The following is a 13,305-nucleotide window of genomic DNA, read 5'->3' as shown; positions in this document are numbered from 1 at the left end:
CACTAACTCTTCGAAGAAAAAAATTCTATAATCCATGCATTTGGATAGTTTTGCCTAAGCAAACTTTTATACCCTAATGAAAAAGATTTTAATCACAGGAGGCGCCGGATATATAGGATCTCATACTGCAGTTGAATTAGTGAAATCAGGTTTTGAACCAATCATCATTGATGATTTGTCAAACTCGGATTCCAAAGTGCTAGATAGACTGGAGGAGATTATCGGCAGAAGACTTACTTTTTATAAGGGAGATTGTAGTGATCGAAGTCTTCTGGATCAAGTTGCTTCTGAGCATGAAATCGAAGGTGTTATTCATTTTGCAGCTTTCAAAGCTGTAGGAGAAAGTACCATGCAGCCTTTAAAATATTACCAGAATAACTTAGGCTCCTTATTGACAATTCTTGATTTTATGAAGTCAAATCAAATTAAGGATTTGGTTTTTTCTTCTTCATGCACAGTTTATGGTCAGCCGGAATTATTGCCAGTGACAGAAGCTACTCCTAGACAGGAAGCGGAGAGCCCATATGGGAATACCAAGAAAATTTGTGAGGATATTTTAGTGGATTTCGTGAAAAGCCAAGTTGGAATCCGAGTGATTTCTTTGCGCTATTTCAACCCTGTTGGAGCGCATCCCAGTGGCAAAATCGGAGAGTTGCCGATTGGTACTCCTGCTAACTTGGTTCCTTTCGTGACCCAAACTGCTGCTGGAATACGAGAGAAGCTTACTGTTTTCGGTGATGACTACGATACGGCAGACGGTTCATGTGTTCGTGATTTTATTCATGTAATGGACTTAGCTGACGCTCATGTGAAGGCCTTAGCTTACTTGGCAGAGCAGAAGGATGATTTCTACGATGTATTCAATGTTGGTACTGGAAATGGAAACACAGTTTTAGAGGTGATAAGGACCTTTGAAAAAGTCAACCGCGTAAAAGTCAACTTCGAAATCGGAGCTAGGAGGCCTGGCGACATAGTGAAGATCTGGGCTGATACTACTAAAATCAATTCAGTGCTCAACTGGAGCCCAAGTTATTCGCTCGAAGATTCTCTGAGAGATAGCTGGAATTGGCAGAAGACATTATAATGTAAAGAGCAAAAAAAAAAATAAATTCTAGAGTTAGAATTTAGGCTCTCTTGATGGCTATAAACCCATCGAGAGAGTTGTTTTATTTTAAATATTGAAATGCAAATGAAAATCGGAATCTGCTATTCAACAGACGTTTTAAGGTATTTAGCTGTATTAGGATTTTAAATTTGTATTTCAGTGGATGGAAGAAAAGTTTTTATTCGTACTATTTTTCTTTGATTGTACTCAAAGAGTCATAATTTAAAGACAAATTGAAGCAGATTCAAGTAAGATTCTGATTGCTATTTTATAATCAAAGCTTAGTTATGAATATTAATTCCGTTAAGGAAATAAGTAAATCAGTTCAATTGTCGGTTCATAAGTATCAAAATCTCGATCCTATTCAGGATATTTCTCTATATAGAATCTGCCAGTTAAGTTCTATTGTTTGTGGTACCTCAAAATCTCTTATCCTTTTTGAGGATTCTTCCAAAGAAGGATTTCAGGCGCAGGTGGGAATTAGTTTGGTAAGCAATGGGCTAGCTTGTTTTTTTAAAGAGCAAACCTTCGGTAGCAATTCATTAATTAGCTGCGAAGATATTACCACACTGCCGCTAACAGAAAAAATTTTTAGGGAGTTTTCCATTAATGAGATCAAATCCTTTGTAGGTCTGCCTCTACTTGATAAACAAGGCGAATGGGTAGGTTGCCTTTTTGTGTTGGGAAGCAATGCGATTTCGCTAGAAGAAAAGAGTACAACAGCGCTCCAATTGCTAGGCAGTGAAGCATTGATCGTCATCCAAGAGCGTAAGTTGATTGCCGAATTCAGTACTGCAGAGAAATTTTTTAATATATCAAATGACTTGATTTGCATAGCCGGGACAGACGGTTATTTTAAAAAAGTAAGTCCGTCTTTCACCCATTTGCTTGGATGGACTAATGAAACGTTGCTTTCCCGTTCTTTTTTTGAATTAATACATCCAGATGATATTAAAAATTCTCGTCGAAAACTGGAAAAATTAAAACAGGGAGAGATCTCCATAGAATTTTCCCATAGATTAAATTGTCAGGATGGATCCTATAAAAGCCTGGACTGGATAGCCACACCAGAACCTACATCCGGAAATATCTATTGCATAGGCCGAGATACAACGGATGCCAAAATTAAGGAACAGCAATTGGCGAAAAGTGAAGGAAGGCTTAGAGCTTTTTTTGAAAACTCTCAAGGCTTAATGTGTACACATGATTTGCATGGCGTTTTTCTTTCTGTAAATGAGGCCGGAGCCGAAAAATTGGGATATACTTCAGAGCAGATGGTAGGTAGAAGTCTATATGATATCGTTCCTGAGCATCGTCATCCTTTGATAGATCAGTATCTTCTGGTTGTCAAAAGTGAAGGCAAAGCAAGTGGTCAGATGATCACTAGTCACAAGGACGGTTCGCTGTTGATATGGATGTTCAATAATGTCCTGGAAAGTGATCCTTGTGGGGAAGGGGATTATGTGATCGGAAATGGGATAGATATTTCATCGCGGGTCAAACTGGAGGAAGAATTATCTCAGGCTAGAGTGATGCTGGAAGAAACTGGGAAAGTTGCAAGAGTGGGTGGCTGGAATCTAGACCTAAGAGCACAGGAGCTTAAATGGACTCCGATGACAAAAATTATTCATGAGGTGCCTGACGATTTTGAGCCTGACGCTACTTCCGCGATTGATTTTTATAAGGAGGGTAAGAGCAGGGAGAAAATTACGTTGGCATTAGACAGAGCTATAAGTACTGGAGAAGGATGGGATTTGGAGTTGCAGCTGATTACTGCTAAAGGAAATGAATTGTGGGTTAGATCAATTGGAAAAGTAGAATTTAGTGAAGCGAAATGTGTCAGAGTCTTTGGGACATTTCAAGATATAGATGTACAGAAAAAGGCGCAATTAGAGCTGGTAAAAACTAAACTAAAAGCTGAGGAAGCCAGTGTTGCCAAGTCGGAGTTTTTGGCAAATATGAGTCATGAGATCCGTACCCCGTTGAATGGAGTAATAGGTTTTACAGATCTCGTTCTGAAAACAACTCTTAATGAAACGCAGCATCAATACCTTTCTATCGTCAACCAGTCCGGAAATGCGCTACTGAGTATTATCAATGATATACTTGATTTTTCAAAAATAGAAGCGGGTCGTCTGGAGCTGGATATCGACAAATGCGACCTGTATGAGATGTGTGCTCAAGCTACTGACATTATTACTTATCAGATTCAAAATAAAGGGCTGGAAATGTTGCTTAACATAGCAACAGATCTGCCGAGGTTTGTAAATGCAGATTCGGTTCGGCTGAAGCAAATTCTTGTAAACCTCTTGGGAAATGCTTCCAAGTTTACCGAAAGTGGGGAGATAGAATTGAAAGTAGAAACACTGGAGGCGGAGGGGGATTATCATAAAATCCGTTTTGCTGTACGCGATACAGGTGTTGGAATTAAACCTGAAAAACAGTCAAAAATATTCGAGGCATTTTCCCAAGAAGACAGCTCTACCACCAAAAAATATGGAGGGACAGGATTGGGTTTGACGATTTCAAATAGCCTTCTTAGGCTGATGAATAGTCAACTTTCTTTGACAAGTGCACCGGGAGAAGGCAGTACGTTTTACTTTGATGTCAGGTTAAAAACTGAACAAGGCGAACCAATAAATTGGTTTGAAATGGATCGAGTAAAGAGTGTATTGATAGTTGATGATAATGAAAATAACAGATTGATTGTCAAACAAATGTTGCTCTTGAAAAACATTCAATCTACAGAAGCATCAAATGGTTTTGAAGCACTCCAACTCTTGGCAACCGGAAAGCATTTTGACGTGATCCTGATGGATTATCATATGCCTTTTATGGATGGACTTGAGACTATACGGAAGATAAGAGAGACATTTTCTTCCTGGGGTGAGCAGGAGCCGATTATGTTGCTTCACAGTTCTTCAGATGATCAGAAAATCATCGAAAGCTGCCGAAAATTACATGTAAAACATAGGTTAATTAAGCCAATTAAGATTAAAGATTTTTATCAGACACTCTCTAGACTTTACACAGCAGATGCCTATAAAGAGATGCATTCATTGGCAGAGCAGACTCAAGATTCTGTCAAAGAATTTGTAGTGCTCGTAGCTGAGGATAATCTGGTAAATATGCTTTTGGCGAAGACTATCATTAAAAAAATAGCTCCGAATGCCACTGTAATTCAAACAGCCAATGGTCTTGAAGCGCTGGAGTACTGCCAAAAACAGCTCCCTGATATTATCCTGATGGATGTTCAAATGCCTAAAATGAATGGGTATGAAGCTACCAAAAGAATCAGAATGCTAGAAAAAGACAAACATGTTCCAATCATTGCATTTACAGCTGGAAATGTGAAAGGAGAACGTGATAAATGCCTGGCTGCGGGAATGGATGATTTTGTGGTGAAGCCAGTAGTGCAGGAGACAATTGAAATGATCTTAAATAAATGGCTTGATCCGGATTCTACATGTATGAATTCAAACGACGATGAAAAAAGTTCTGAAGTGGATCTTCATTATAATCCAGCTAAGTTGGAGAACTATACAGATCACGATCCAGAGGTTTTGAAGGAGATTTTGATTATTGTGAAATCTGAGTTGAGAAGCTCATTGGTGTCATTGAAGGAAGTAATTCAGGAGAAAGAACTAACTCAAATCAACGAAGCAGGGCATAAACTCTATGGAACAGCCATCTCTTCAGGGATGAAAAGGCTTGCCAAGATGGCAAATGAGTTTGAGCATTTGGATACATATGACATGCGTCAAATGAATGCTCTTTATCAAGATATAGAGGAAGAGATAGGTCTTGTGTTAAAGATCATAGAGACAAGGGAATCCTAATTGGCCATTTTTGAAGCATACGAACATTACAAATATGTCAGTGATGTATCGTTTTCAAAAAAATATCTCGTTGAAATAGAAGTTCATACGAATTAATAGCGCAAAATTTTGAATCTACTTTTGCAATAACAAATCTAAAACATACCTTTGCATCACTCAAAAACGGGGTAGTTGAAGAGAAATCAGATACAAACACGATTTTGAATTAAACGGAGTGGTAGTTCAGCTGGTTAGAATGCCTGCCTGTCACGCAGGAGGTCGCGGGTTCGAGTCCCGTCCATTCCGCTTTGAGATGATGAGAAAGTTCATCAATTAGTGACGTTTAAAATATTGGAGTGGTAGTTCAGCTGGTTAGAATGCCTGCCTGTCACGCAGGAGGTCGCGGGTTCGAGTCCCGTCCATTCCGCATAAAGTCCCGAAGAAATTCGGGACTTTTTTGTTTTCAGTTATTCTTATATTCTTCGTTATTAAATACATTAGGTTACGCATTAAAAATTTTAATTCCCAAGGGTATATGCTTATCTTTGAATTTCCCAAAAATCACCAGAATGGTATTAGAATTCGAAAAACCTATAGCCGATTTAGAACAGAAACTTCAGGAAATGAAGGAGTTGGCTATCGGCAGAAAAATCGATTTAAGTTCAGATATTGAATCTCTTGAAGATAAAATTCTTGCTTTGAAAAAAGAAACTTTTCAAAATCTGACCCGCTGGCAGCGTGTTCAGCTTTCTCGGCACGCTGATAGACCTTATTCGCTAGATTATATCTATGAGATGACAAATGATTTTGTCGAACTGCATGGAGACAGAAATGTTGCAGATGACAAGGCAATGGTAGGTGGTCTGGGAGATCTAGACGGTCGATCAGTCATGTTTATTGGACAGCAAAAAGGTAGAAATACCAAACAGCGTCAGATGAGGAATTTTGGGATGGCTAATCCTGAAGGCTACAGAAAGGCACTTCGCCTTATGAAAATGGCGGAGAAGTTCGGTAAGCCTATAGTTACATTGATAGATACTCCGGGTGCATTTCCAGGTTTGGAAGCAGAAGAAAGAGGTCAAGGAGAAGCGATTGCCCGCAACATCAAAGAAATGTTCATGCTGAAAGTACCTGTGATCTGCATCATCATCGGTGAAGGAGCTTCAGGTGGTGCTTTAGGCATTGCAATCGGAGATCGAGTACTGATGCTGGAAAACTCTTGGTACTCTGTTATTTCTCCTGAGAACTGTTCCACTATCCTTTGGAGAAGTTGGGATTACAAGGAGCAGGCTGCTGAATCATTGAAGTTGACTGCAATAGATATGAAAGGCAATGGATTGGTAGATGGTATTATCCCAGAGCCACTTGGCGGAGCACATAGAGATATGAAGAAAATGGCAATCACACTGAAAGAAACTATTCTAAAAGCCCTGAAGGAATTAGATAAAATCAAACCAGAGAAAAGAATTGATCAACGCATCGATAAGTTTTGTTCGATGGGTGTAGTAGTAGAGTAAAATATTTCAAGCCCGGATTTCTTACAAAGTCCGGGATTTTTCTTTCAAATCATGGAATTACACGTAGTCAACACCGGATTTTTCAAATTAGACGGAGGAGCCATGTTTGGCGTGGTGCCAAAGACACTTTGGTCCAGGACTAATCAGGCTGACGAGAATAACCTTTGTACTTGGGCTATGAGATCACTTCTCGCAGTTGATGGCAATAGAATAGTATTGATTGACAATGGTATTGGAGATAAGCAGGATGCTAAATTTTTCTCCCATTTATACCTTCATGGAAATGATTCTTTGGAGAAAAGTCTGAGAAAACTTGGTGTCAGTCCTCATCAAATCACAGACAACTTTCTTACTCATTTGCATTTTGATCACTGTGGAGGCGGAGTGAAGTATGGCTCGCATGGACAATATGAGATGACTTTCCCAAGAGCTACTTATTGGTCAAATAAGGACCATTGGCAATGGGCGACTGTACCTAATCCTCGTGAAAAAGCATCGTTTCTTGAGGAGAATATTCTTCCGATGCAGGAGTTGGGTCAAATGGGTTACTTAGATTTGGCTCAGAAGTCTTTCCTTCCGGGTTTTGAATTTATCACCGCAGATGGGCATACCGATAAGCAAATGCTTCCAAAGATTCAATACAAGGGGAGAACAGTTGTTTTTGTGGCGGATTTACTGCCATCAGTCGGTCATATTCCTCTACCATATGTGATGGGCTACGACACTCGTCCACTCCTTACGATGGACGAAAAGGCTAAGTTTTTGGAGGAAGCAGCAAGGGAAGAGTATGTTTTATTCCTTGAGCATGATCCCCAAAATGAGTGTTGCACTCTCAAAATGACTGACAAAGGAGTTCGTTTGGATCAAACATTCAGACTTGATGAAATCTAATCTTAAAATAGGTATCGCACTTTCGGGTGGAGGAGTTCGTGGAATTGCTCATTTGGGAGTATTGAAAGCGCTGACCGAGTCTGGTGTCCATCCCACGAAGGTTTCTGGCACTTCAGCTGGAGCCATAGTTGGAGCCATGTTTTGCCAAGGTTATACGCCTGAAGAAATCCTTAAAATCATTGTTGAAACGAATTATTTCAAATTTTTGCGCCCAGCGATTTCTTTGACTGGGTTTCTGAAAATGGATTCTGTTGGAAATTTATTCAAGCTCTATCTTGATCATAATGATTTTGCGAAGCTTCAGATTCCTCTTACTGTAGCAGCTACCGATATCAAAAAAGGTAAAGTTAGATACTATTCAGAAGGGGAGTTGATCCGGCCAATTATGGCTTCATCTTGTATTCCTGGGATGTTTGATCCTATAGTCATAGGTGACAGATATCTTGTAGATGGTGGTGTGCTGAATAATCTTCCAGTGGAGCCGCTGGATGGCACATGTGATTATGTGATCGGGGTGAATTGCAATCAGCTACCAGAAGAAACAAATATCAGTAACATGAAAAAACTGATTGAGAGATCAGTAATCATGGCAATGAACTATAATGTGTACAGCAGGAAGTCTAAATGCGACTATTTTATCGAGCCTCCTGGGCTGGGGAGATATGGTGTTTTCGATATTAAAAAGGCTTCCGAACTATTTGGCGTAGGCTACGATCACACAATGAATTTTATAGAGGAAAACCCTTCTATTTTAGAGTTGGCCGTGAAAAGTGATAAAACCAGTAAAGTATGATGAAGTTTTTGTCACGTATTGTGTTTTGGGTTTCAGGCTGGTCTTTGAATGACAATTGGCCCAGGGGATTAAAGAAGGCCGTTCTTATCGCTATTCCCCATACATCCAACTGGGATATCCTGTATGCGAGAGCAGCATTTTTTCTTATGGATATTCCCGTGCGTTTTACGATTAAGAAAGAAGTGATGATAGGCCCATTAGGTTGGTTGCTAAAAGGACTTGGAGCAATTGCTATTGATAGAAAGCGGGCCCCGGGAGGTAGAAAACAAACCTATTCCGAGTCTATGGTATCTATGCTTAATCAGCGAGATGAGCTCGTCATCATGGTGACTCCAGAAGGAACTAGAAGTCAGGTAAAAAAATGGAAGTCAGGATTTTACCACATCGCTCTTGGAGCAAACGTTCCAATAGTAGTTGGTTATCTTGATTACAAGAAAAAGGAGGCTGGTATCGGTCCATGCATCTATCCTGATGGAAATATGGATGAGCAGATTGAAGAGCTAAAAGTATTTGGCAGAACTGTAACTGGAAGACATCCTGAGAAGGGGATACTGTAGTGGTACTTTTTCCACCTTAACATTTTTTATAACCTATCAAGATCATAGTTAAGTAGGATTCAATTAACTTTTACTTCGAGTTTAGTTTAATTGAACTTCAAACATCGCGTTATGAGATTATTGGCAGGGATTGCATTTTTAATGATTTTTCAAGCTTGCAGTCAGAATCAAGAAAAAGCACAAACCGTTTCAGATCAAATTAGAATTTCTTTGGATACTGTACTAGTTGATTCAGGAGAGGAGTTTCTTTTTTTACAAGACCAACTTTATTCATCCAGTTTATCAGAAGACAAAAACTACTTATTCAATTTTAATCCTCAAAATTTTATAGTAGAGAAAATTGATTTGAATCAGCTAAAGTTGGAAAAGAGAATTCAATTTGAGAAAGAAGGTCCCAAATGGTCTCTCTTCTAATCCTAGATATTTTGCATTCTTGACCAATCAAAATCTGCTATTTTGGACATATAAGTTCTACAAAACATTTGATCAAAATGGGCAATTGATAAGGGATCTGGAATTGAATAAACTAGCTGATGAATACCTCGAGGGAACGGAATATTACCCTATGAGACTCTTTGAGGACGTAAATACTCCAGAGAGGATTTTAGCGCTAGTTATGCATTCGAAAAGCGGAACTAATTTCATACTTGACTTTGATTTAATCAGTCAAACATTTAAAAAAATAAACTTACCTGAGTTGGAGAAAAATTCAGACTATAAGGTAGAACTACTGTCTGATGGACGTCCTACAGGCGGATATGGAGGTGCAGTAAGTTCTTATCAGTTTAATGGGAAAATTATTTATAATACCAAAGCCTTCAATGAGGTACTAGTTTTTGATTTAAAAACAGATAGTCTATATGTTAAAAAATGGGATACGCCATTACTTGGGTACAGAAGAACTTATTTACCTCCCAAGACAGTAGAATTTTCCTCCCAAGAATTTAAAGATATGGTAAGGAAATCAGATGAGGACATATCTTTTGGGAGTTTGGTTTGGGATGACAAAAACGAAAGGTATTTCAGGTTCTCTGAAAAAAAACACTTCTCAGAGGAACTAACAGACTTTGGGAGTTATGTCTCGACTGGAGCGGATGTTTTTTTAAGTGTATTTGATAAGGATTTTAATTTGATTTCAGAATATCAAATTCCAGAATTGACTCATTCGATAGGAGTGCATTTTGTAAAGGATGGTAAGATCTGGATGTATGAAAACATAAACGATGAGTTGGCTTTCGTTATCATGGATGTTGAGATTCTTTAGATTGGAAGATCATTAGTAAGGTTTCCCCAAGAACTGAGGCCTGTTAAGTTCTTACTATATTCTTATTGAAAAGGCTTCGATTAATAGGTTATCTATTTTCTCCAAATTCTCAATTGAAAGGCTACCTAACTTGCCTAAGATGATCTCTTTATCCAAAGTGGCGATTTTGGAAACACGTACTAGAGAATCTTTTTTTAGTCCATTCTCAAAACTTGGTTGAACCAAGAGATCGTAAGTTGAAGCTCCCTTTAATTGTGTCGAGATAAATGCAACCGTTATATCAATTTCAGTAGCTAAAAGTATTAATGCTGGACGGTTTTTAATTCCTGTTAAATCGGTAAAAGGAAAGGGGACAAGTACTATGTCGCCTTTCATCATTTATATCTCACTTTTAGATCCTCTACAGAATAAATATTCTCTTCATCTTTTTCCAAAAATCGGTATGGTTTACCCTCCATAATCATTTGATTAATACCAATTTGGAGTGTTGTATCATCAAGTTTTTTTAAGATAAAATCAGCAAAATCATTTATCTCCTGAATCTTTTCTACTGGAAGCTGATCCAAAATAGTTACTGTTTTACTGATGAGTTCTTGTTTTGACATGATTGTAAAGATTTGCCTCTCTAAAGTAACAAAACCTGACGACTATTTCTCTTTCTCAAAATCCAAACTCACAGAATTGATGCAATACCTGATTCCGCCTTGGTCTGATGGGCCATCAGGAAAACGATGTCCCAGATGTGAACCGCAATTGGCGCATAAAATCTCCTCGCGGATCATTCCATGTGTGTAATCCATATGCACGTCGATAGCTTCTGGTTTTACTGGCTTAGTGAAACTAGGCCATCCGCAACCATTGTCAAATTTGTTAGAAGAGTGAAAAATCTCATTTCCACAGGCTTTACACTCATAGATGCCAGTTTCCTTATTCAGATTGTATTCTCCTGTAAACGCTCTTTCCGTTCCTTTTTCTCTCAAAACTCGATACGAATCTGAATCCAATTCTTTACGATATTCTTCTTCGGATTTCTGAACTGGATATATTTTCTTTTCTTGATTTTTCATAGAATTTTCCTTTGACTGTTTAACTCTTTGCGCTAGCAAGAAGTTTCTGAATTGTGAATATATGCGACGTTTAAAGAAGGAAATACCTTCTCAATTGCCTGCAAAATCACTGCACAGGCTTCATGAATCTGCTCTTTCGTAATAGTAAGGGGCGGGGCAACTCTCATAGAGTCATCGCAAAACAAAAACCAATCTGTGATGACACCTAACTCTATGGCCGCATCAATGATTGGCTTTAGCACTTCGAAGGACTCAAACTCTACGGCCATCAGTAATCCTTGATTTCTGATGGCCTTTATTTTTGGATGGACCAAAAGAGCTTTAAATAAATCTGCTTTCTCTTCAACTTCCTCAATCAGTTTTTCCTCTAAAAGGATCTGTATCGTTGCCAGAGATGCTGCAGAACTCACTGGGTGTCCTCCAAAAGTGGTGATATGGCCTAGAATAGGATTGTTTTTGAATACACCCATCACCTCTTTATTAGCGATAAACGCTCCGATTGGCATTCCCCCACCCATTCCTTTGGCACAAACAACAATATCCGGCACAAACTCAAAATGCTCAAAAGCCCAGAATTTACCCGTTCTACCAAATCCACATTGAACTTCATCCAAAATCAATAAAGTGCCAGTTTCATCACAGCGCTTGCGTAAAGCATGAAAATACTCCGTTGTAGCAACCCGTATTCCTGCCTCTCCCTGAATCGTCTCAATGATGACAGCGGCAGTATCTGAATTGATGTTTTCTAAATCTGAAACTACACCATACCTTATATGACTAATTCCAGGTAATAACGGACGATAGGCTTGTTTGAAAATCTCATTTCCACCAATACTCAGAGAACCATGAGAACTGCCGTGGTAGGCATCCACGCAGGATATGAAGTTCGGCTTTCCTGTGTATCGTTTTGCTAGTTTCATAGCACCTTCAATAGCCTCGCTTCCACTATTTACCAAATAGACATTGTCTAGTTTCTCGGGTAAGGTGTCGCAAAGTGCTTTGGCTAATAGTGACTGAGGACTTTGAACGTATTCCCCATAGACCATCAAGTGTAAGTATTTGTCCAATTGCCCTTGGATTGCCTCCAGCACTTTTGGGTGTCTATGTCCCACATTACTCACGCCGATACCCGAAATTAGATCGATGTATTTCTCACCATTTGGGCCAAACAGATGGATTCCTTCCGCTTTTTCCACTTCAATCATCAGAGGGAAATCTGTCGTTTGAGCTAAATGTTGTAAAAAAAGCTGACGGTTATTCATTGTTGGTGTTTAGATCAAAAGCTGGAAAATCTGAAGAAAATTCCCAGTGGAAGTTTTTTATTTTGATTGTCCTGAAGATAAAGTTCGCCATGTTCGGCGTTCTGTATATTGCTGAATGTTGTATTTATCAAGTTGGCGGCAATGAGTGAAGAAAAGCTCAGTGAATACATATTGAGCAAAAGGAAGTGATCTTTAGGGTCTAGGATTTCCGCGCAAACTTTCAGCATTTCATTGATTTGCTCTTCCAAAACCCATTTTTCTCCATCTGGCCCGCGACCATAAGCAGGGGGATCTAGGATGATTCCGTTGTATTTATTTCCTCGGCGTGCTTCTCGTTTGATAAACTTCATCGCATCATCCACCATCCAGCGGATGTCGGATTCGCCAGAAGATTCCATGTTGTGCCTAGACCATGTGACGACTTGCTTTACAGAGTCCAAGTGAGTCACATCAGCTCCCGCGGCTTTGGCAGCCACACTTGCAGCACCGGTGTATGCAAAAAGATTAAGCACTTTAGGCTTTGCTACTGGTGAGCGCTTGATAATCTTGTAAAGATAGTCCCAGTTTACTGCTTGTTCAGGGAAAAGCCCAATGTGCTTGAAGGAGGTCTGAGCGAGATTAAGCTTTAAGTTAAGCCCTTCAGGATTAGAATATTCAACAGCCCAGTTATGTGGCATTTTTTTCAATTGCTCCCAATTCCCCTTTTCAGGATTGCTTTTTTCTTTGGCAAAATGTGCATGAGCCAAATTTCTCCATTCACTTTCTGGAAGTGTTTTATCCCAGATGGCCTGCGGCTCTGGTCGGCTGAGAATGAATTCTCCAAATCGCTCCAATTTCTCAAATCCTCCTGTGTCAATAAGTTCATAATCTTTCCAGGGGCCGGGACAAAGTGATAGGATGGATTCGCTCATAGGGTGTCGTTTTTCAGGTAGCAAAAATAAGAAATTAATTGGAGGCAATTGGGAAGGCATCGTAGGAATCAAATTTTCAGGTTCACCAAGCAGCTAAAAATTAATATATCAGATCAAAAA

13 protein-coding genes and 2 tRNA genes are annotated in these 13,305 nt (G+C 39.2%); 10 read left to right on the top strand and 5 right to left on the bottom strand.

The annotated features are described in order from the left end of the window. Positions 1-76: 76 nt before the first annotated feature. From galE to BVH04_RS13830, 10 genes are all read left to right on the top strand, one after another. Complete coding sequence (galE, locus tag BVH04_RS13870) at positions 77-1,084, top strand: UDP-glucose 4-epimerase GalE (protein ID WP_086542071.1); 1,008 nt, start codon at positions 77-79, stop codon at positions 1,082-1,084. A 308-nt stretch (positions 1,085-1,392) separates the two neighbouring features. Then, the gene (locus BVH04_RS13865; protein ID WP_086542070.1) at positions 1,393-4,944 is read left to right on the top strand and encodes a PAS domain-containing hybrid sensor histidine kinase/response regulator; all 3,552 of its coding nucleotides are present in this window, start codon (positions 1,393-1,395) and stop codon (positions 4,942-4,944) included. A 211-nt stretch (positions 4,945-5,155) separates the two neighbouring features. Then, positions 5,156-5,229 (top strand) — tRNA-Asp (locus BVH04_RS13860). Positions 5,230-5,276: 47 nt separating this feature from the next. Then, positions 5,277-5,350: transfer RNA gene (locus tag BVH04_RS13855), tRNA-Asp, on the top strand. Positions 5,351-5,492: 142 nt separating this feature from the next. Further along, on the top strand, positions 5,493-6,440 hold the full coding sequence (locus tag BVH04_RS25160; protein ID WP_140160590.1) for an acetyl-CoA carboxylase carboxyltransferase subunit alpha: 948 nt from the start codon (positions 5,493-5,495) through the stop codon (positions 6,438-6,440). 51 nt (positions 6,441-6,491) lie between these two features. Beyond that, entirely contained in the window at positions 6,492-7,331 is an 840-nt protein-coding gene (locus BVH04_RS13850; RefSeq protein WP_086542069.1) for an MBL fold metallo-hydrolase, read from the top strand. Continuing rightward, positions 7,321-8,124 (top strand): patatin-like phospholipase family protein, encoded by an 804-nt coding sequence (locus BVH04_RS13845; RefSeq protein ID WP_086542068.1) that lies wholly within the window; start codon positions 7,321-7,323, stop codon positions 8,122-8,124. Before BVH04_RS13850 ends, BVH04_RS13845 begins: the two co-directional genes overlap by 11 nt. Beyond that, entirely contained in the window at positions 8,121-8,681 is a 561-nt protein-coding gene (locus BVH04_RS13840; protein ID WP_086542067.1) for a 1-acyl-sn-glycerol-3-phosphate acyltransferase, read from the top strand. The genes BVH04_RS13845 and BVH04_RS13840 overlap by 4 nt, the downstream gene beginning before the upstream one ends. A 90-nt stretch (positions 8,682-8,771) precedes the next feature. Continuing rightward, positions 8,772-9,095: a DUF4221 family protein gene (locus BVH04_RS13835; protein ID WP_140160589.1), complete on the top strand. Its 324-nt coding sequence runs from the start codon at positions 8,772-8,774 to the stop codon at positions 9,093-9,095. Next, positions 9,061-9,945 (top strand): DUF4221 family protein, encoded by an 885-nt coding sequence (locus BVH04_RS13830; RefSeq protein WP_086542065.1) that lies wholly within the window; start codon positions 9,061-9,063, stop codon positions 9,943-9,945. The genes BVH04_RS13835 and BVH04_RS13830 overlap by 35 nt, the downstream gene beginning before the upstream one ends. A 54-nt stretch (positions 9,946-9,999) precedes the next feature. On the opposite strand, the gene BVH04_RS13825 is transcribed toward BVH04_RS13830, so the two are convergent. From BVH04_RS13825 to BVH04_RS13805, 5 genes are read right to left on the bottom strand one after another with little or no spacing between them, the layout of a single operon-like run. Further along, positions 10,000-10,323: a type II toxin-antitoxin system PemK/MazF family toxin gene (locus BVH04_RS13825; protein WP_086542064.1), complete on the bottom strand. Its 324-nt coding sequence runs from the start codon at positions 10,321-10,323 to the stop codon at positions 10,000-10,002. Beyond that, the gene (locus BVH04_RS13820; RefSeq protein WP_086542063.1) at positions 10,320-10,550 is read right to left on the bottom strand and encodes a hypothetical protein; all 231 of its coding nucleotides are present in this window, start codon (positions 10,548-10,550) and stop codon (positions 10,320-10,322) included. The genes BVH04_RS13825 and BVH04_RS13820 overlap by 4 nt, the downstream gene beginning before the upstream one ends. Positions 10,551-10,592: 42 nt before the next feature. Beyond that, positions 10,593-11,012 (bottom strand): peptide-methionine (R)-S-oxide reductase MsrB, encoded by a 420-nt coding sequence (gene msrB, locus BVH04_RS13815; RefSeq protein WP_086542082.1) that lies wholly within the window; start codon positions 11,010-11,012, stop codon positions 10,593-10,595. 32 nt (positions 11,013-11,044) lie between these two features. Continuing rightward, positions 11,045-12,274: an aspartate aminotransferase family protein gene (locus BVH04_RS13810; RefSeq protein WP_086542062.1), complete on the bottom strand. Its 1,230-nt coding sequence runs from the start codon at positions 12,272-12,274 to the stop codon at positions 11,045-11,047. A 14-nt stretch (positions 12,275-12,288) separates the two neighbouring features. Then, on the bottom strand, positions 12,289-13,185 hold the full coding sequence (locus tag BVH04_RS13805; RefSeq protein WP_086542061.1) for a class I SAM-dependent methyltransferase: 897 nt from the start codon (positions 13,183-13,185) through the stop codon (positions 12,289-12,291). Positions 13,186-13,305 lie beyond the last annotated feature (120 nt).

It is taken from the genome of Algoriphagus antarcticus, assembly GCF_002150685.1.
Taxonomy (GTDB): domain Bacteria; phylum Bacteroidota; class Bacteroidia; order Cytophagales; family Cyclobacteriaceae; genus Algoriphagus; species Algoriphagus antarcticus.
The sequence above is the reverse complement of the archived record's forward strand: the minus strand, read 5'-3'. Positions and strand labels throughout refer to the sequence as shown.